The sequence below is a fragment of the Gelatiniphilus marinus genome (genome assembly GCF_042684345.1).
Lineage (GTDB): Bacteria > Bacteroidota > Bacteroidia > Flavobacteriales > Flavobacteriaceae > Gelatiniphilus > Gelatiniphilus marinus.
In genome coordinates, this window is the sequence record NZ_JBHULK010000001.1 from 248,775 (window position 1) to 269,979 (window position 21,205).

At 36.5% G+C, this 21,205-nt stretch carries 15 protein-coding genes; 10 read left to right on the forward strand and 5 right to left on the reverse strand.

The genetic code is table 11. The features are described from left to right. Position 1: 1 nt before the first annotated feature. The 10 genes from ACFSQS_RS01160 to nikR all read left to right on the forward strand — a co-directional run bounded on the left by ACFSQS_RS01160 (position 2) and on the right by nikR (position 15,137). Positions 2-3,955, forward strand: a complete 3,954-nt coding sequence (locus ACFSQS_RS01160; RefSeq protein WP_388012797.1) for a PKD domain-containing protein — start codon at positions 2-4, stop codon at positions 3,953-3,955. Positions 3,956-3,961: 6 nt separating this feature from the next. Continuing rightward, on the forward strand, positions 3,962-5,350 hold the full coding sequence (locus ACFSQS_RS01165) for a contractile injection system tape measure protein (RefSeq protein ID WP_388012800.1): 1,389 nt from the start codon (positions 3,962-3,964) through the stop codon (positions 5,348-5,350). A 13-nt stretch (positions 5,351-5,363) separates the two neighbouring features. Continuing rightward, positions 5,364-6,458: an eCIS core domain-containing protein gene (locus ACFSQS_RS01170; RefSeq protein WP_388012803.1), complete on the forward strand. Its 1,095-nt coding sequence runs from the start codon at positions 5,364-5,366 to the stop codon at positions 6,456-6,458. Between the two features lie 31 nt (positions 6,459-6,489). After that, positions 6,490-7,170 carry a hypothetical protein gene (locus tag ACFSQS_RS01175; protein ID WP_388012806.1) on the forward strand — a complete coding sequence of 227 codons (681 nt, stop codon included), beginning with the start codon at positions 6,490-6,492 and terminating at the stop codon, positions 7,168-7,170. A 6-nt stretch (positions 7,171-7,176) separates the two neighbouring features. After that, the gene (locus ACFSQS_RS01180; protein WP_388012809.1) at positions 7,177-7,626 is read left to right on the forward strand and encodes a hypothetical protein; all 450 of its coding nucleotides are present in this window, start codon (positions 7,177-7,179) and stop codon (positions 7,624-7,626) included. A gap of 4 nt (positions 7,627-7,630) precedes the next feature. Next, positions 7,631-7,957: a hypothetical protein gene (locus ACFSQS_RS01185; RefSeq protein ID WP_388012812.1), complete on the forward strand. Its 327-nt coding sequence runs from the start codon at positions 7,631-7,633 to the stop codon at positions 7,955-7,957. 9 nt (positions 7,958-7,966) lie between these two features. After that, positions 7,967-12,181 carry an eCIS core domain-containing protein gene (locus ACFSQS_RS01190; protein WP_388012815.1) on the forward strand — a complete coding sequence of 1,405 codons (4,215 nt, stop codon included), beginning with the start codon at positions 7,967-7,969 and terminating at the stop codon, positions 12,179-12,181. A 223-nt stretch (positions 12,182-12,404) separates the two neighbouring features. Beyond that, positions 12,405-13,733 carry an ATP-binding protein gene (locus tag ACFSQS_RS01195; RefSeq protein ID WP_388012818.1) on the forward strand — a complete coding sequence of 443 codons (1,329 nt, stop codon included), beginning with the start codon at positions 12,405-12,407 and terminating at the stop codon, positions 13,731-13,733. A gap of 233 nt (positions 13,734-13,966) precedes the next feature. Further along, positions 13,967-14,650 carry a response regulator transcription factor gene (locus tag ACFSQS_RS01200; RefSeq protein WP_388012821.1) on the forward strand — a complete coding sequence of 228 codons (684 nt, stop codon included), beginning with the start codon at positions 13,967-13,969 and terminating at the stop codon, positions 14,648-14,650. Between the two features lie 70 nt (positions 14,651-14,720). Continuing rightward, on the forward strand, positions 14,721-15,137 hold the full coding sequence (gene nikR / locus ACFSQS_RS01205; protein ID WP_388012824.1) for a nickel-responsive transcriptional regulator NikR: 417 nt from the start codon (positions 14,721-14,723) through the stop codon (positions 15,135-15,137). Between the two features lie 119 nt (positions 15,138-15,256). On the opposite strand, the gene ACFSQS_RS01210 is transcribed toward nikR, so the two are convergent. From ACFSQS_RS01210 to ACFSQS_RS01230, 5 genes are all read right to left on the reverse strand, one after another. Then, positions 15,257-17,527 carry a TonB-dependent receptor gene (locus ACFSQS_RS01210; protein ID WP_388012827.1) on the reverse strand — a complete coding sequence of 757 codons (2,271 nt, stop codon included), beginning with the start codon at positions 17,525-17,527 and terminating at the stop codon, positions 15,257-15,259. Between the two features lie 234 nt (positions 17,528-17,761). Beyond that, positions 17,762-18,403 carry an ABC transporter ATP-binding protein gene (locus ACFSQS_RS01215; RefSeq protein WP_388012830.1) on the reverse strand — a complete coding sequence of 214 codons (642 nt, stop codon included), beginning with the start codon at positions 18,401-18,403 and terminating at the stop codon, positions 17,762-17,764. Next, the gene (locus ACFSQS_RS01220; RefSeq protein ID WP_388012833.1) at positions 18,390-19,355 is read right to left on the reverse strand and encodes an ABC transporter ATP-binding protein; all 966 of its coding nucleotides are present in this window, start codon (positions 19,353-19,355) and stop codon (positions 18,390-18,392) included. The genes ACFSQS_RS01215 and ACFSQS_RS01220 overlap by 14 nt, the downstream gene beginning before the upstream one ends. Before the next feature lie 9 nt (positions 19,356-19,364). After that, a complete protein-coding gene (locus ACFSQS_RS01225; RefSeq protein ID WP_388012836.1) occupies positions 19,365-20,228 on the reverse strand; it encodes an ABC transporter permease in 864 nt (287 codons plus the stop codon). Continuing rightward, the gene (locus ACFSQS_RS01230) at positions 20,221-21,201 is read right to left on the reverse strand and encodes an ABC transporter permease (RefSeq protein ID WP_388012839.1); all 981 of its coding nucleotides are present in this window, start codon (positions 21,199-21,201) and stop codon (positions 20,221-20,223) included. The genes ACFSQS_RS01225 and ACFSQS_RS01230 overlap by 8 nt, the downstream gene beginning before the upstream one ends. Positions 21,202-21,205: the final 4 nt, after the last annotated feature.

The following is a 21,205-nucleotide window of genomic DNA, read 5'->3' on the forward strand; positions in this document are numbered from 1 at the left end:
CATGGGAACAACAAAATTAGATAAAGACATAAATGACCCCGCATACAGAAGGTTTGTACCCGACCAAGTGCTAACGGCATCGCAGCTTAACGACGTTATCGACCATTTTGAATGCCAAGACCGTTTTACGCGTATTTGCCTTAGTGGCGTTGGTATTGCTTGCGGATTGGAAATAACATACAATAAAAACAAATCGATTAAAGTTGGTAAAGGTTGTGCGGTAACCACCGATGGCGATTTAATACCCTTTCCTGGTGCTATTTATTCGCAGGCCAAAACATATAATGATGTCGAGGCTAAATACGGCCATTTTAATGGCGTAAATTTAATGGAGCTTTTTACAAAGGCTTCAGAAGAAAAAAATACGAAACCCTTAAACAGTATTGCCAATTTAGAGGATATGGTAGTGGTGCTGTATTTGGAGTATTTTAGCAAAAAAGAAACCCCATGCACAACCACCGATTGCGATACCCAAGGCGAGGGGCAAACCGCAAAAGTAAGGGTGCTTTTAATTGATAAAGACTATGCCAAACGCATTAGCAACAAAGACAACGACCCCATATTTGATGCGCACAATAACGATAAAAAATTTATTGATTTGCCCGATGTTAATCTTAAAAAAGTGGTTTTAAAGAACACGTATTTAACAAGAAATCGGGTTCAGGTTATCTCGCAAGACTCCAATACGGCAAGTTATTTCAGGCTAAAGGATAGCTACAGAAAAGCCATGCAAGACACCACGGTTATTGCCAATCTTAAAAGTGGTATTAATAAAATATTTACAGATTTTAAGGTGCTGTTGGATACCGATTCGGTAGGAACCAAAGCCAGCACCATCAATTCAAAAATTACGGCACTTTTTAAATTATCGTCCAGAAATTTGCCGCTAGATATTCAATATCGTTATGATTTACTAAAGGATTTGATTGATACTTATAACGAGATAAAGTGTCTTTTATTCGACTTAAGGGTGGTTTGCTATCCAGAAATCAGTTCATTTCCAAAACACGTTTTATTGGGCGAACTTGAACCAGTTGAAGCATTTTTTCAATGCCGCCATAAATTTTATCCGTCGCCAATAATTCCGCACGGAAAGGAAAAATTAGAAAAAATAAGAACCCTAATTTTAAGAATTCATTTTATGTTGAATGAATACAACATCCCGAGTTCTTCTTCGGAAATAAAAATAACACCATCAAAAAAACCATCGGTCGAACTCGGTAAAAGAGCAGTTCCGTATTATTACAAAACATCGCGAAATCTAATTAAAAACTGGGATTACGACAAAACAATAAAATATAAATCCGATGAAAATCTAGGCTATCAATCTGCTAATTTATCAGAAAGTGATGCCATTCAAAACCCTTTGGATTACGATCTCGACGCCCATAATTTTTATAGAATTGAAGGTCATTTAGGAAAAGATTACCGCGATGCCATAAAAGATTTAGATACCATAAAAACCGAAAAAGGATTGGCATTTGATGTAAAAGTGTTAAGCATCGACGAAACTATTGAAAGCATTAACCCCAATGATTACGAGTGTGAATTTGAGGATATTAATGCCGTGTTAAAAGCATGGCGAGCAGAGCAAAATTGCCTGAATGCTGGCGTTTCAAAATTCTTTTCGGGCTTTAGTATAAAAAAACAAGGCGAGCATAAATTTTATAAATTATCTAAAGGTGGCAGGGCAACTTTAAGAGATTCGGCATCAAATGATGTTACTCCAACCGAGCGTCCATCAACTGGAGCAATTTCTCATATTTCATCGGCAACCTTCAATCAGCCTTTGTTCGGATCTACTAGAAAAATCTTGAGCTCGGATACTGCATTTGGCGGATTCGGAACCATTGATACCAAAGCCATTTTAGGTAGTTTTAAAACCTTACACGGCTTAAAGTTATATAATTTAGATACGGTAGTTCTGGATAATTTAGAAAAAGACGACGATGTTTTGGGTAATATAGTTGATAAGGCGATGCGCGAGAAACCAGAAGGTTCGGCAGAAGATATTGTAAATTTGGTTAAAATTAAAATCGATGAAGATCAAGATATAGCCAATTGGGATGCAGATATTAAAAAAGTGAATTTGTACCACACCGCAGAAATATTGGCTTCAACCAAAATAGCGTCGAGGTATATACCTAACGATATTACAGAAATAGATCCCGAAAGAGTAGATAAATACAACAGTACCATTAAAGATCTTTGTTCTCGCGTAGAGCGATTTAAGAAAAACATGACATCGTTGTTATATAAACCCGAAACCACTTATAAAAGATTTGGGCACGAACAACAGTATGCCTTGTTGCTCAACCAATTGTCGGTTAATTGCTGTTCGGCCGCAAAAATGAAATCGCTTTTAGCCGAAATTGAAATCCGTAAAAAGAAAATTTTAGAGCAAAAATTACTTTCAAAATTTGTTGAAAAACATACGGGATTGGAACATAAAGCAGGCGTAAAACCAGGTGGTACTTTTGTTATGGTTTACAAAGGCGGCATACCAAAAGTGAAGCCTGTTTTTCCTATTAACCCATCATTTGGCAATGTTTTCGGCAACGCCGTTATAAACCCAAACATTGGTGCAATTAGGAATCCTGTACAAAATATATCGCCTATTAGGAATTTTGGAAGTCATGTTATAAAAGACAAGCTTACCAGAAATATAGATTTATCGAACATCAATCCGAGTATAAAAGATAGATTAGATATAGATAATCTAATAAACCCAAATATTTTAGAGGCTATAAAAGATAGGTTTATTTTACCACCCATTTCCAATATCTCCGAAAACACGGTTGTAGCAGATTTTATGTTGCCGTACATCTGTTGTTCAGATTGTTCGCCAATTGCTTTTATTGTACCTAAAACCCCAATATCGTTGAGATTGCCGGTAGATTTTGTTTGTCTGGACGAGGACACCGATAAAATAGCCTTCGAAGTATCGCCATCTGATGGCGTTGTTACTGCCGATGTGGCTTCAGGACTTAATGGTGGGGTTATACAAGAAGATGGTAAATATATGTTCGATGCCAATGCCGTAAGCGAATCGTTGCACGGTAATGAAATAAAATTTAAGGTTAACGATCAATTTACAGATGCGCGAATTACCGTATTTAAAAAACCAAATTTCGATTTCGTGGCTTCAGAGCCCGTGTTCTTTAAAGACAATACTATTGCCCGTGTAAACTTTAATGTAAAAGACGATGATTTACCAGATAATGTAACTTTTGAATGGAATTTTGGAGATGATTCGCTGCCAGATAATTTCAACGAAGAGAACCCTAAACACGTCTATCAATTAAAACTTGGAGACGATGGAAGCCAAACTTTTAAAGTGGCATTAACAGTAGCCAATGGCCGTTGTAGCCATACCGTAGAACACGATGTTACCATAGCTCCAGTTATTTTTAAATTAAGTATTGTTAATGAAATATGCTTAACGGGCGGAGAAAACGGCGATACTGTAATACCTTTTGAGATTACACCAGAAGATGCTACGGTTAAACTAGCAAGATCAATTGAAAGACTGTTAATTAAAGACAACAATCTCATTTTTCAAGCTGGCTTTAAAGCCTTTAACATACCTATTAGATTTACGGTAAACGGGCAAGCTGTTGGCACCGAATGTATAGCAAGAATAAGTCCACAGGCGCGTATTATTTTACCGCCAGCAGATAAATTGGTAATTAATGCTGCTTCCGATAGGCTTGATGTACCTTTTAGAATACATAATTTAAATGCGTTTAGCGAAAATACCCAAACCTACGCATGGGATTTTGGTGATGGTGGCAAAAGCTCACTTAAAAACCCAAGACACGTTTATAAAGCACCTAGAAATGCTGTAAACGGACAGGTTTTATCTTTTGAAGCTAAACTAAATATTAGTAGTAAAGTTTGTGGCACCAAAACGTTTAAAACAAAAGTAAATATACGTGTGCAACGCTTAATTTAATTTACAATGCAAAAGGCAACACACATAATAAATAAGGTTTTTATTGAGTTTAATACCAACTCAAGTAAAAAAGCCTTTGCCTTAAAAGATAATTTAAGTGCGTTTTTAAAACAGCAATTATTCCCAATGATTGAACAGTATTTTGAAACAAAAAATGCCGTTTTATCGGATTCAACATTGCGATTCAATACAATTGAAATTGAAATAAATCAGTCGGATATTGAAAATTTAAACAATCTTAAAACCAACATTTTTAACAAACTCAAAGAAAAGATTGATTCTGAAATTCAAAATGCAGGTAACCACACAGAAGATCAAAATAAATTAGTCGTACTATCTAAAAACAAAAGCAAGCTAGATACTTTCTTGTATTTTTTGCAAACGGGTGAAAAACCGTGGTGGCAAATAAATATATCGACCTTATTTAACGAAAAAGGCATAAAAACCATTATTACAGAAACAGGGTTTTCTTCAAGATTCATAAAAATATTAGCGTACAAAAAAGTAAGACAAAGACTCGTAAATCAGTTTCCCGATAATATTCTAGTGCTGCTTTTATCAAAACCCAATTCTAAAAAAATAAGTGCTAAACCTAAGATATTTAGTGTTTTAGAGAGGAGAATCGAATTGAGGAATACGTTTTGGATGGCCATTATCGAGACTTACAGACATAACAATAGCAGTAGTATTAAAACCATGCTAAATCAATTAAAGGCAATAAAAACCAGTAGATTAAAAGAGATTGAAATGCTTGAGAATTTTGCGAATGAAATGGCGGATATGCCTATAAAGCTAAAAAAAGAAATTGAACCGCCTAACGAAAAAGATGCGTTTTTAAAAACAAATGCAACTAAAGAACAAGAAGTTAAAGAACAGGAAAAAGAAATAGAATCAGATAAAAGCATCTATATAAACAATGCTGGATTGGTACTTATGCATCCATTTTTAAAACATTTTTTCATTAATGCAAAACTTGCAGATTCTAAAGGTAACTTGATGGATTCCGAAAAAGAAACCGCCATTCATTTGTTACATTATTTAAGTACAAAACAAGAGCAGCAGTTGGAAAGCGAATTGGTACTTGAGAAATTTCTTTGTGCTTATCCTATAAACCAAACCATGCAGCGATTTACAGCATTACCACCAGAATTAAAACTTATGGCAGAAGAGGTGTTGCAATCTGCCATAACGCATTGGGATGCACTAAAAAACACATCGCCAGATGGTTTGCGAACAGGGTTTTTACAGCGCGAAGGTAAATTAATTGTTGAGAATAATAATTGCAAAATTATTGTTGAGCGAAAAGCACAAGACATCCTTTTAGATAAAATGCCGTGGAATATCCACCTAATAAAACTGCCTTGGCTTGATAATTTAATATTTGTAGAATGGTAAATACAAACGACTTATGAAAACTTACAGACGCTATAAAGAAAAAGCTAACGACACAAAGCATACGCCTTTTATCCAGCCCAAGTTAAATATTGGCAAACCAGGAGATAAATACGAAGTCGAAGCAGATGCCATGGCAAACAAAGTAGTGAGCAACAACAGCACGCAGAACACCATTCAAAAAGCAGAAAGTTCAGAAGAAGATGTGCAGCAAAAACCATTGGCGGCATCAATTTCTCCTTTAGTTCAGAAACAATCTGAAGCCTCTGATGAAGAAACCGTTCAAACCAAATGTACCGATTGCCAACAAGAAGAAAACGTGCAGCGCATGGAAGAAGAGGAAGAACCCTTACAAATGAAAACTGAAGGCTCAAAAGGGACATTAACAAACGTTGAATCTTCTTTAAAAAACTCTAAAGGCAGCGGGCAAAAGCTATCAAAACCAGTTAAGCAGAATATGGAATCTAGTTTTGGTACTGATTTTAGTCAGGTTAATATTCACACAGACCACAATGCCGTTAAAATGAGCAAGCAGTTGCAAGCACAGGCATTTACGCATGGTAATGATATTTATTTTAATGAAGGCAAGTATAACCCTTCATCAAATGCGGGCAAGCATTTATTGGCGCATGAGTTGACGCATACCATTCAGCAAAAAGGCATGGTACATAAGAAAATACAAAAACTGTCTTATGGTAGCGGTAGTGCACCACATAGCGATTATAGTGAGGTGCCAACCGACGAAAAGGGAAGAATTGATACAGCCATGGCCATAGTAAAAAAAATTGCCGATAACCCAGATAAGTACCCTGTTTGCCACAATTTCTTTAAAGACAATACCCCGAGCGGTACAGCAAAAACGCTAAAGGAGATTTATGATAGGATGACTGTTTGGTTCGATAAAGACGATTCGGTTTACGGTTCAAGCATAACTCCAAACGATTTGGCATATACCTCCGAAACTTGGCGATGGGGCAAATGGTCTCTTGCAGGCATGTTTATTCATGAAATGATGCACCTCGCGGGTCAAGACACCGAAGCCACCAACGATTTGGCCAGCAAAAAATGTGGACTACCAGATATTCAAGAATTTAAGGATAAGAAAAAATAAATCAGAAATATAGATCATCAAACAAAAAGCCATGGAAAAACTATTTGAAAACTTATTTATATACGAAATCGTCCTACTTTTTTTAGGTGTTTTTCTTTTTATGATTTTATGCGCATCATTGGTCTATTCCGTAGCTAAAAAGCACGATATAAAGAAATTACTGTATTTTTTTGCCATTCCCATAATAATGATTGCCTATCCCAGTATTCAAGAAATCCAAATTGAAAAGGATAAACTCGCCATTGTAAAGTATCAAGATAAAGTTAAAAACAATCCCGAAGACGAGTCTGCAAAAGAAGAACTAGCAAAAATAACCGATAAATTAGAAAAAAGAGCAACAACTCCCGCAGATTTGGCAGTAATAAGTAAGTCTTATTTATTGCTTGAAAAACCAGAAAAGGCTATTTCGTTTGCAGATAAAGCGATTAACAAAGATGCTAAAACAATACCAGTTAAACCACCATCAGATAAAACCACTCCAAAAGATTTAGTTAAGGCTAACAATGTTGTTTCAAGTAGAGTCGGGGAGTTAAAAGGTATCAAGGCATTGGCCAATATTCAAAAAGACATAAAAAAAGATTCAACTATTTTGAAAGATAGTCTGCTGCTAAAAGCGCGTATTCAGAGTATTAAAACCATCAACCCAAAAACGCAGCAATACTTTAATAGAAAATACATACAAACAAAAACATCAACTTTTAACAAAAACTAATACATTATGAAAACACTCAAAAAAACCTTTATCGCCTTTATGGCAGTAACTCTGGTAAGTTGCACCAGTCTTTACGACCATTTTACCTATACCGAAACCATAAAAACCAAGCTGGATGCCATAAGCCTTATCGATAAAAGCGATACGCCTTATAGCGGTTCAGAAGTACAAATTACGGCTCTAAAAAACCAAATGGAAAAAATGGTTATTTACGAAAAAGGCAAAGCTAAAAACCAACTTACCACAAAAATGTGGGAACTTATAAGTAGCGATAAACATTTAATGGGAAGCTATCTTAAGCTTTGGGAAGAAAAAGGGGCGCTAAATCCAGCATTTAAAGAAGAGGCAAAACCCCAAATTGAAGAAGCTTTTAATCTTATGATTTATTATGAGGAAAAAAAGGACAAACAAAGCCAAAATGCGTTAACCCAATTTATCAACCAATTTAATTTGTAATATCATGGATTTTGAAAAACTATTAAAAGAATTAAAAGAAGAAATTGTAGCCGATGCCAAAGAAAAGTTCGGAGAAGAAGGCAAACTTATTGTTGAAGATATGAAAGATTATCTTAAATCTTCAGAAGAAAAACTAAAAAAATGGGCAGGCCTTTTTATTGCGGGCGCCATAGACAAAGACGAGTTGGAATGGTTGCTAAAAAGCCAAAAAGACCTGTTGGTTATGCGAGCTCTTGTAAAAGCGGGAGTCAACAAAATAAAAGCGGGACACTATAAAAACAGGGTTATCAACATTGTTTTAAACAAGCTGGTGGGGCTCGTGGTTTTGTAAAAACTAGGCATGTTTAAATCGGCTACAGCAGATAGGGCAAGTGCTAAATCGAGTAATTCTTCTCCCTTTCATAGAGAAACGGAGCAAGAAACCTTTATACAGCCTAAACTTAATGTTGGAAAGCCTAACGATAAATATGAAATTGAAGCCGATACCATAGCCGATAAAGTAGTAAATCAAACCAATTTACACACTAAATCTTCGTTTTTCCCTCCAGTAACTAACATCCAAAAAAAAGACATTCAAAAGCAAGAGGATAATAAAATTATTCAAGAGAAACCTATTGCCCAAACTATAACGCCCGTAGTTCAGTTAGAAGCTGTTGAAGACGAGGAAACCATTCAGGAAAAATATCAGAATTCCAAAAATGAAGATGCACTACAAAAAAAACAAGAAGACCACGTAGAAAACGTACAGGCCAAAACCGAGAAACAAACCCATCCTCTTGCTAATTTAGGCACCCGTATTCAACAAAACCGAGGTCGTGGCAAACCACTTGCTAATCCTATTTTAAGTAAAATGCAACAGGGCTTTGGTGCAGACTTTAGCGGTGTTAAAATCCATACAGATTCAGAGTCGGTATCTATGAATCGCGACCTTGGATCTAGGGCATTTACCAATAAAAATAACATCTTTTTTAATGCAGGCGAATTCAATCCGCAATCAAAAAACGGACAAACATTATTGGCGCACGAGCTAACGCATACCATTCAACAAGGAGCTTCAGTGGCCATACAAAAACCAGAGGCTAATCTTGAAACACCCTTGGCAGACACTACAGTTGAACAAGACAATGAAACAGCAGATGTTTTTAACACTAATACAACAAACCAAGCTGCGATAGAATCGGAACTGCCCGAAATTGACACCCGTGTTGAAACCCAAGAAGAAGATAACTTAGAAGGCGGGCAGGAAAGTCTAGAAAATAGCGAAAACATAGTTGAAGCTGAAGACGCAGAAGCTAGTGAATCTGTCGAAGTATTTCCAATGTCCCCAGAAGAAGATCCAGCATTTAATGCTTTACAAGATCGAGTGGAAGGTGCGGCCCAGAACCAACAAACTACCGCTCCGGCTCAACAAGAAGCCCAAGCAGCTCAAGTAGCGGCGGCTATTCCATCGAACGAGCGTATGGGTGCTGCACAGGCAAATCAGGTGGAAGTAATGGATGAGCAAGAGCCTGAAGCGTTTAATGCCGAAGCATTTAAAGCTGCATTGATGCAACGTATTGAAAGTATGCAGCTTCCAGAAAACCAAGAAGAAGCCACCGATTTTGAAGATAATAACAATATACAAGAGATTAGTGATGCCGCATCAGAAGATGCCTCTCAAGCACAAGAACATACAGCGGGACCTATTTCAGAAGCTACAGCCGCAACTCCAAACGTAGATACTGTACCAGAGCGCGAGGTTATTGCATTGCCAGAAGCTCCAATAGGTAGTGCGCCAACCTCTGTAAATGCTAATACGGCCATGCCCAACCCTAGACCAAACAGTCAGGTAACCCAACCGCTTCAAGAGAATATGCAAGAAGTCGACCAGCAAATGATAGACAACGAGGTTACCGAAGAACAATTAGCAAGATCCAACGAGCCTGAATTTACAAGTGCTTTAGATTCCAGAAGCGAAGCAAGAACCAATACCGATACGGCACCTTCGCAATTCAGACAGCAAGAATCGCAAGCATTGGGCAATTCGCAACAGCAAGCAGAGGCAGCAAGTGCGACTAATTTAGAAAGTATGCACGGTGATCGCAGTAATATTCTAAATGAAGTAGTTAGCCAACAAACCGAAACGGGCACTCAAAACACAGCAGAACGCGAACGTATTTCAAATGAAATTAACGACATCTACAATACCACAAAAACCGATGTTGAAGCCATTCTCGAAGAACTTGATGCCAAAGTCACCGAAAAATTTGATAAAGCAGCAAGACAAGCAAAACTAAAATTCGAGAACTATGTAACCCGAGAAATGAATCGTTACAAAGACAGGCGTTACAGTGGACTTAGAGGCGCAGCACGATGGCTTGTAGATAAGTTTAAAGGACTTCCAGACGAGGTAAACCAATTTTTTGTGGATGGAAGAGCTTTGTATATCGCCGAAATGGATAGGGCATTGACCGATATTTCCAACTATGTCGCAGAGCAACTTACCAAAGCGCAACAACGAATTGAAACAGGTAAACAAGATGTTACCACCTATGTAGAGTCCTTGCCTGAAAACTTGCAATCGATAGGAGAAGAAGCCTCCGAAGCTATTCAAGATAGGTTCGATCAATTGTCCGATGACGTTAACTCAAAACAAGACGAACTAATCGATTCCCTTGCGCAGCAATATAACGACAGCCTTCAGGAAGTAGATGCCCGTATCGAAGAAATGCAGGCTGCAAATAGAGGGCTTATCGACATGGCTTTAGATGCCATTAATGGTGTGATTGATACCATACGACAACTCAAACAGTTAATATCAGATTTGTTGGCAGAGATTAGGTCGTCAATTGCAATAATCATGGCAGATCCCATTGGGTTTGTATCCAATCTATTTGCAGGGGTAAAACAAGGCTTTGATAATTTTGTTAGCAATATTCAAACCCATCTTATCGCAGGATTTGTTCAATGGCTTACAGGTGCATTGGGACCTGTTGGCATTACTATTCCAGAAAATCTATTCAGTCTTAAAGGCATTTTTAGTTTAGTGATGCAAGTTTTGGGATTAACCTGGGATTACATGCGTCAAAAAGCGGTTAAACTTTTAGGTGAGCCAGTGGTTCGAGCTATGGAATTTGGTCTTGAAATGTTTCAAATTATAAAAGAGAAAGGTATAGAAGGGATTTGGGAATACATTAAAGAACAGTTTACCGACCTTAAGGAAACCATTATGGATTCTATAAAAGATATGCTAATCGTCCAAGTCATTCAAGCAGGTATCAGATGGTTAGTAAGTTTGCTTATTCCGGGAGCCGGATTCATTAAAGCCATTATGGCTATAAAGGATTTTATTGTCTTTTTTGTAGAATCTGCAATAATGCTTATTCCCACATTAATAGAGGCCATTCGTGCCATGGCAGTTGGTAGTATTTCTATGGTTGCCAACGCTGTAGAAAGAGGTTTGGCAACACTATTGCCACTCGTTATTAAATTGTTTGCACGCATTATCGGTTTGGGTGGTTTGGTTAAAAAAGTACAAAAAATTATTAAGAAAATTCGAAAACGTATAGATAGAGCCATTAATAAGTTGATCTTGAAGGCGAAGAAGGCAGCTAGGAAACTTTTGAGAAGATTAGGAATTGGTAGGAGTGGTGAAGAAGATGATGGAGATGAAGATGTGAAACAATTGGCCGAACGACGTGTAATTGAGGGGCTTGGTCAAGATTTCACTACTGAAAGAGCAAGACAGATAGTTACTCGAGTCCTTGCTGATTTACGACCTCAAGGATTAGATAATTTGCAAATCACTCCAATTCCTAATCTTGAAGATGAATTTTATTTAGATGCTACAGCAAGTCCATTGTCCCATTTATTGAAATTGCGACCAAAGATTAAAAATACACGACCAGCCGTGACCTTAGCCGTAAGAATTACTCTTAATCCTGAGCAGAGTTTTCAAGTCGCAACAGAGAATCGAGAAATTATACCGGGATATGTTAGACCATATGTGGTAGAAGGTCAACCCGGTATCGAAAGTGGTACCGTTGGAACGAGGGAGTTCCCATCAAGACATTCTCAAGATGGAACTTTTGATTTTGCTAGTTTAGCAACAAGAGGACGAGTTTCGGGAAGTGTAGGTGGGGCTATTTTAATCCCGAGTACACCTTCTAATGTGATAGAGTTATTAACTTGGAGCAATGGAGGAATCCAAACTAATGTATGTCATAATGATAGCCATGCAGAACACCAATTTGTGGAATGGTTTAATACGCAATCAACTAGCTTTAAGGCAGGGATTAATCAAGTTGAATTAAGCCTTCAATCTCTTAGTCCATGTGCTTTTTGTGTGTCTGATCTAATCAGGGTAATTAATGATTCCAACCTAAATTCTTCAACGGTTTTTACCATTTCATGGTCAAAGGTTTTCGCAACAAAAGGTGTTTGTAGAGAATTGGATTCGACAGATGAATCTTTAAATAGGTTGAGAAATGCTGGTTGGAATATTTCGGGACCAATGCCTTCAGGAGAAGCTGCAACATCGGAAGAAATGACCATTGAACAGATACAAAGCACTTAGTTTATGCCAATAATTAAATAATATCAATTGGTATTAATGTTTATAATGAATGTCAAAGAATATACTTTAAAAAATTAAAAAGAAATCTGTGTGCTACATGAAAAGCCACATATTTAATAAGTGTTGTTTAGTATCAGGTTTGAAAAATACACCAAAAAATATAAGCTATAAAAAAATATAAGCTATAAAAAATTATAAAACGCTAAAAATTTAAAATAATATCATGAACCAAACCAAAAAACATAACACCAACAAATCACTCTCCTACCTAAAACAGGTTATCGAATACCGTTTGGATAGTGAATATGGTAATACCACACCAATCTCGCCAAAACCCATTGCAATAAACAACTCTCATCTTTCAAAACTCATAGTAAGCCATAATTTATCAGAAACCGAAACCATAATCTTACTAATCGCATTAGTCCCACACATATCACCAAATTTCTTTAATAGCATTATTTCAGAGTATCTGCCCAAAGGCGGCGAATTTCCAGAATTTGGTGGAGTAAAAGGTAAAAACCATCGGGGTATTTTGCCTACGGGGGAAACTGTACAATTTATTTTAGCGGGTAACGATGTTGAAAAACGCATAGAACTTAGCAAGTTGTTTAATGAAGACCGCGTGTTTGCAAAAGAAGGTATATTATATATCCAGAACGTGCCACAAGGCGAACCAGCAATGAGTGGGCGACTTATTCTCGATGAAGAATTTGTACAATTGCTCACCACAGGAAACATATTAAAACCAAAACTGTCTAACGATTTCCCAGCGCAACGCATCGATACCGATTTGGTTTGGGAAGATCTTATACTTAACAAAAAAACTCTGCAACAAATAAAGGAAATAGAAACTTGGCTTCAATTCAACACCATCCTCCTTAATGATTGGAACATGAAAAGCCGAATAAAACCTGGTTATCGGGTTATGTTCCATGGGCCACCGGGAACCGGAAAAACCTTAACGGCCAATTTGCTTGGTAAATATACCCAACGCGATGTGTATAGAATAGATTTGTCGTTAGTCGTTTCAAAATACATTGGAGAGACCGAAAAAAACCTATCGAAACTCTTTAATAAAGCCAAAAGTAAAAATTGGATTCTGTTTTTTGATGAAGCTGATGCGATTTTTGGAAAGCGAACCAATGTGCGCGATGCCCACGATAAATACGCCAATCAAGAGGTTTCTTATTTGTTACAACGTATCGAGGCGCATCCAGGTTTGGTTATTTTAGCCTCTAACTTTAAAAGCAATATAGATGCGGCATTTACAAGGCGGTTTCAGTCTATAATCGAGTTTGAGTTGCCAACATCCGCAGAACGTTTGGCACTTTGGAAAAATAATTTACCTCGAACCATTACCGTTGAAAAATCAATGGATTTGGAAGCGTTATCAAAAAAGTACGAAATCACTGGCGCCAATATTGTAAACGTTATCCAATATGCTTGTTTAAAAACCATCTCAGAAAAGCATGCGTTCATTTTAAAATCCCATATTATAGAAGGCATAAAGAAAGAATACCAAAAAGAAGGGAAGTCGCTATATTTGTAAATTATAGTGTTTTTAATAAAAAAAATTTGTTTAAACAATTGCAAATCAGTATATTTACTAATTAGTGTTTGGTAATTATCATGCAAATTTACCTTATAAACCCTAAATTTCTCTCAATTTATATTTTAGATTCCCCTAAAAATCTATAAACAATATCAACTAATTTAATAGCTTGAAAATTAATTATGCTTTGCTATTGTACAAAGCCATTTACCTGATGTAAATTTAATTTTATGAGCTCTAAAGGTAACCATACTGTACTTAACCGTATTAAAAACAAATCTGACCAATGTAAAATTTCAGATTTAACCAAAGCCTGCGACTGCCTTGATAATTTGCAGATATCAATTTATCACATAAGCCAAGAAAAATTTATTTATAGCAATGCGGCGCTAAAGAAAATTATAGGAGTAAAGGCTTCTAAAATTATAAACCAAAATTGGGATTTTTGGTTCGATTTGGTTATTAAAGACGAACTTTTGGCTGTAAAAAATAAAATAAACAACTTTCTTTCAATGCCTTATTTTAAAGCGCCTTATGTTTTAAAATACCATATCAGAGACCATTCGGGCAGACTAATTTTGCTAAGGCACGAATTATTGCTACATTATCTGCAAGGTAACCTTTTGGCCATTAATTATTTTTTTGATATTACAGAAAAGGAAAAAATTGAAGCTTATTTTAATCGGCAGAGCACAAATAAAAATGCATATAAACAAAAAAAATTAATCTCACCCAGAGAAGAAGAGGTGTTAAAATTGGTAGCCGATGGTTTTTCTTCAAAACAAATAGCCGATAAGCTTTTTATAAGTAACCATACTGCCATAACGCATAGAAAAAACCTTATAGAAAAATTTAAAGTTAAAAATACAGCGCAACTTATTAAAAGAATATCAAAACATATAGAATTGTGGTAAGTGCTTTATTATTTGTTAGGTTTTTAGGTTTTTAGGTTGTAGTTTTACGTTAAATTTAATTATTAAAGCTATGTCAAATACTGTAAGATTCGCCGTTTCTTTAGATCGTGAATTGCTGGAAAGTTTTGATGGTGCAATAGATAAACAGGGTTATGTTAATAGATCTGAAGCTGTTCGAGATTTAATACGAGACAGCTTAGTTACCCAAGATTGGGATGAAAAGGAAGAGGCTATTGGCACAATTACCCTGGTTTATAATCACCACCGTTACTCGTTATCAGAAGAGTTAAACGACAGGCAGCACCAGCACCATAACTTAATTATTTCATCTATGCACCTTCATTTAGACCATGATAATTGTCTGGAGATTATTGCTGTAAAAGGTAAGGGTAATAAAATTAGGCAATTAGCAGATTCTTTAATTACAATAAAAGGGGTAAAACACGGTAAATTAACACTTACAACAGCTGGCAAGGAAATTTCTTAATTAACATAGTAAAACTTGATGTAATTTTTTTACTTGTTTCGTTTAGAACAAAAAAAGACCTGATATTTTAAAATATCAGGTCTTTTTTTATTGCATTATGAGAAAATAAAGCAAAATTATTAGAAATTATAACTCACTCCAATTGATATGTTCCGAGGAGCAGCTACAGAATATGCTTGTCCATCAGCTGGTCCACCGTTATCGTAAGCAAATGTCGAGTAATGCTCATCAAACATATTATTAATTTCTATAAAAAGCTGACCTTTGTAGGGAGATGTTTTTGCAAAGTTGTAAAATAGTTTAGCATCTGTTCTTGTATAACCACCATAGTAGAAAAAATTCTCAATGCCACTTGCCCATTTACCAACATCTCTAACATTTAATCGCGCACCAAAACCAGAGTTAAAGGTGTAATCTACAGAGGCGGTAGTTATTGTTTTAGGTACATTACTTAACTCTTTACCAACAATAGATTGATCTTGATTTTTTGTTATTTCGGTTTTAAAATAAGTAAGCGAACCGTTAAAGTTTAGGCGTTTTACGGGTTGTGCTTTAATTCCAAATTCAAGTCCGCTACGTTGTGTCTTACCAGCATTAATAAACACACCAGAACCAGGAGCAGTTTCGTTAATTTCTTTAGTACTGTTTAATATAAAACCAGTTAAATTAAGGCTTAATTTATCACTATGGTTATATTCTAAACCAGCTTCGTATTGCCAAATTTCAGAGGGATCTAAATCGGTATCTTTGTTATATCGGTATGATCCGCTTGGTAAAGAAAACCCATTAGAAATGTTAACTCTAAAATCAAACCCTTCAATTAAAGTAGAACGAAATCCAAACTTAGGGCTAATGTGCGATAAATCATTTAATGGTTTATTTTCATAAGTAACCCCGGGATCAAGAATTTCCATATTGCCATTATACACATCGTAACGCAGTCCAATGGTTGGTCTAAAATATGGGCTAATATCAAATTCGGCTTGTCCGAAAACTGCAAAAGAATTGAGTTTGTATAGTCGATTTTCACTTAAGCCGTTGCGTACTCTGTTACTTGTATTCCATCTTTCGTAATCTGTATTTTCATTAAAATATTCAATTCCACTTATCCAATTAACCTCAGTAGCGCCAATAGCATTTTGTCCGTTTAAGTTGGCGCCGGTAGCGTAAACATTTCGAGTGGCAAAATATTCGGTCTGCCCACCTGGATTAAATCCAAATTTCGCAAAACGCTGAAAATCTTGTTGCACGGCATAGCCAAAAACCAATAAGCGGAGGTTATCGTTAAACGTATGGTTTATATCAAATCGTTCTGAGGCAAAAACTTTGCTTCCACCATCGTTTTCAGCATTTATAGCTTGATCGAAACGGCGGTGTTTATCGTTAAATTGTTCGGTTGGTATATAGCCCGGGCCGTTCCAGTTACCGCTATAGCCCATTAGTGTTAATGCAATATCTGTGGCATCTGTAAGTTGATAGCCTACACGCGCGTTTAAATTTCCTTTAAAGAACTTGGAGTTTTCAGTAAATCCATTGGTTCTAAACAATTGCGCAGCAAAATTGGTTTCTAAGGTTTTCTCACCAATTTCAATAGGGTTTCCAAGAGCTACCTGAGCATCAAAAGTTTCGTAAGAACCGCCTTTAAGGCTTAAGTCTTGATATTCTCCACCTTTTCTAGTTTCGAAGGCTAATGTGCCTGCCATACCAAAACGACCAAAAAGAGCAGAGGAAGGGCCTTTATAAACATCAACCTTACTAATATTTAAAGGAATAATGCTATTTACATCGGCGTAACCATCACTATGGCTTTCGCCTTCATTTAAAGAAACACCATCAATTTCAATAGCGGCTTCACCAGAGTGTCCGCCACCGTTAAAACCGCGCATAATAAAAACATCTGCAACTCCGCCTTGATTGTATGCACCAATTTCTACACCTGGTACTTGATTTAAAATTTCAAACGGATTGCTAAGGCTTAGTTCTTTTAGGCTTAAAAGGTTTATGGTGCTAACGGTTTCTGTTCTATTGCGTTTTTTTAATCCCGCTCCTTTCACAACTATTTCATTTAATTCCAATGGTGTTTCGTAGAGTGTTATATCTACAATGGTGGTTTTGTTGGCTTCAACAATAATGGTTTTTCTAAAGGTTTTAAAACCAATAGCTGTGGCTTCAAGAATATATTCACCTGTTTTAACATCAGATATTGAATACAATCCCTTTTCATTAGTATAAGACCCTGTTTGGGTTCCTACCAGTGCTACGCTAACACGATCTAGCGGTTTATTTGTTGGAGAAATAATTTTCCCGCTAATAGTACCCGTTTCGTGGGCATTTATACTGGCTAAGGGTAGCATTACAGCTACTAAAAATAGTGATTTTGCAATTTTCATTTTAATGATTTTATAGTTTAAACATTTAACAAGTAATATTTTTTTTGTAATTCGTAATACTGCAAATATATATACTATTTTAATTATTGGAAAAGAAATTACATATTTATTTTATGGGTTTAATTTTTAGTATTATAAGGAAAGTAATACTTGTTTGTTTTTAGGTTTTTAAGTAGTTAATTTACGTTTTCGAGTGGGGCTATTATTGGTTATTGTAGTGTTTACAAAGTATTTTTAAATGTTAAAACCATGATTTTTTTTTTCTTGATTTGTTTTTAACATATCTTCAAAACTTAATAGACTAGTGCAGATTCGATTTAACAAAGGCAGCTCATGGCTAACTACCAACATACCAAGTTGGCGTTGCTTTACGATTTGTAAAACGGTTTTCCAGATTTGTGCTTTGTTAATTGTGTCTAGCATGGTGGTCATTTCATCTGCTATTAAAAACTTGGTTTCTGGTGCCATGGTTCGTGCTAGGCAAAAGCGCTGTAATTCACCTCCAGAAAGTTGCGAGGGGTAACGCTGCAATAATTCTTGGTTAATTCCGAACATTTCTAAAAGCGCCTCATCAAAACCACCAGACTCTGCTAAAACTTGTTTCATCTTCCAGCGTGGGTTAATGGCCTTTTCTGGATGTTGGCCAATTATTTGTACTGGGTTTCTGCCTTTTTGATTATATGGCACACCGTTAACGGTAACCTTTCCTTTATCGGGTTTTAAATGGCCGGCTATAACTTTTGCAAAGGTGCTTTTTCCTGTGCCACTTTCTCCGTATAATCCTATTATTTCTCCTGGTTTTAATACGAAGTTAATTTGATTAAATATCCATTTGTCTGGATTGTATCGAAAACTTATGTTGTTAATTTCTAGCATAAAAACATCTTACCATTGTATTATTTACCCAAGTTGATTCTGGTTTTTTTTCTTGACAAAGTTCGGTAGCTTTATAACATCGTGGTGCAAAGGCGCAACCGGGTATAAGCTCGTTAAATCCGGGTTGGTTACCCTTTAAAGGTATAAAGTCGTTTTCTGGTAAAGCCTGCCATAACGCCTTAGTATATGGGTGCTGAAGGTTTTCGCCATGTCCCGAGAAATCTGCTTTATTTGCAATCTCTACCGTTTCACCAGCATAAAATACTGCAATTTTATCTGCTATTTTTAGGGCAGCATGAATGTCGTGAGTAATAAACATCATACCGCTATTAGCTTTACCTAATTGTTTTAAATATTCTAAGGTTTCGTTCCAGGTTTTCTTATCTAGTCCGGGAGTAGGTTCGTCTGCAATTATTAATTTGGCATCGCAAACCATGGCGGTAGCAATTAAAACCCTTCTAGCCATACCTCCGGAAAGCTCAAAAGGATATTGTTTGCCGGTAGCAGTTGGTAGCCCTAATTTTTTAAATGCATCTTCTTGAATCTTTTTTTTATCTTTTTTATTGCGAACAATGCTCTGTACTTGCTTCCCTGTTTTCATTAAGGGGTCTAAAGCTTTTACCGATTGCGGAATTAGCGAAATTTCCTTTCCTCTAAGTTCGCTCTGTTTTTTTGCTGTTAAAGGTTCATTTTCAAAAAAAACATGGCCTTGAGTTTTTGCGTTTTCGGGCAAAATGCCCAATATAGAATCTGCAAGTAGGCTTTTTCCGGAGCCACTAGAACCTAAAACGGCAACGATTTCGCCTGGATTAATGCTTAGCTCGAAATTTTTTATGACATGAATATTAGATTCTTCAAAGCCTTCCTTGTACTGCGGAAATGAAAGCGAGAAATTTTTAACCTCAAGTAACGGTTTTTTCTTTTCTGGAATGGAGAACGAGTTGTTTTTCATAGCAAATATTTAATGTTTTTGCCCTTTAAGCGGATCGAAAACTTTACGCAAATTACGCCCCAGGTTATCAAAAATACCCACCATAACCAATAGCATTAGTCCAGGAAATAAAGCTAACCACCACATGCCCGATGATAAATACCCCATAGCTTCAGATAAGATAATACCAATAGCAGGCTGCTCTGAAGGTAGCCCAAAGCCCAAAAACGTAATACTGGCTTCGTGTAAAATGGCATGCGGAAATGTTAAAAGAAACCCGATACCCAATTGCGGTAGCAAATGCGGGAGGATGTGGTTTTGTGCAATCCAGAACCACGATTTGCCCATATTTCGAGATGCTGTTATATATTCTGTGTTTTTAATTTGTTTAATTTCTGCACGAAGCAAACGTGCCAATCGTGGCCAATGCGTTAATGCTACTGCAATAATAACCCCTTTTAGTCCGCCACCAAGCATAAAAGATATTAAGATAAGCGCTACAATATGCGGTACACCGAGAAATAAATCTATTAGTCCGGTTACAAAGGAGTCTGCCGCTTTACTAACTATTAAAAATAAGCTAAGAACAAGCGAAATAAGCGCGCTTAGAAAAGCAGCTAATAAGCCTACCCAAAAACTTAGGGCTAAACCTTTAACGGTTCGAACAAACATATCTCGCCCTAACCAATCTGTACCAAAAGGATGTTTCCACGAGGGGGCGTTATTTTGAGCATCGAGGTTAACAGCTAAGCCGTTATCTCCCATAAAAAATCCAGAAATTACTAGTATTAACAACAAAGCAACGGCTAAAACAGAGGCCAGTAATGCACGTTTTCGTGTATTCAAATTTTTAAATTGACTTAAGGGAAAGGATTTAGAGATTATCTTAGCCATGCGATGCTTTAGTTTTCATTCTAGGATCAATAACAACATATAATAGGTCGGCCAAAAAATTTCCGATAAATATAAATATCACGCTAAAAAGTGTAATGCCAAGTAGTAAAGGAATATCTGCTCCCAGACCAGCTTTTACAACGGCTTGCCCTAAACCAGGATACGAAAACACCTGTTCGGTTAATACCGCACCACCAAAAAGTTCTCCAAAAGATGCAAAATGCAATGATATAGCGGGCAATGAAATATTGCGTAAACCATGGCGCCATAATAATCTGGTGCCACTTTCTCCTTTGGCTCTGGCAAAACGGATAAATTCGCTATTAAGAACTTCAATTAATTTTGATCTGGTATGTAATGCAATACTTGCTACACCACCAATGCTTAATGTTAAAACTGGTAAAACCAAGTGTTTCATTTTATCAAAAAAGCCTACTTCGCTTGTAATACTACCAGCCGGGGCTGCTAGCCCTACAGGAAACCAACCCAACCAAGCAGCAAAAACCATTAAAAGCAATAAACCAAACCAAAAGGATGGTGTAGAAGCTAAGATGAAAGAAAAACTCTTAATAAAGCGATCTATAAAAGAGCCCTCATTCATTCCTGCAAAAACACCTAATAAAAATCCTAAAATACCCGACAAAACCCATGCAATACCCATAAGGGCGATAGATGCCGAAAAACGATTGGAAATAATTTCTGAAACGGGTTCTCTATAAATTAATGAGTTTCCTAAATTACCTTGTAGCAGTGCTTTGCCCCATAGCATAAATTGTTCGGGTTTAGATTGGTTTAATCCCCAATAGTCTTCTATGTTTTTACGTTGTTCGGGACTTATTTTTGATACCTCAGCACCTACATAAGAACGCACAGGATCTACGGGCGAATAGCTTATTAAGGTAAAAGACAACAGGCTTATAGCAAACAATAAGCCAGCTAATTTCCCGATTTTTTTAAGGATGAATTTAATCATTTAT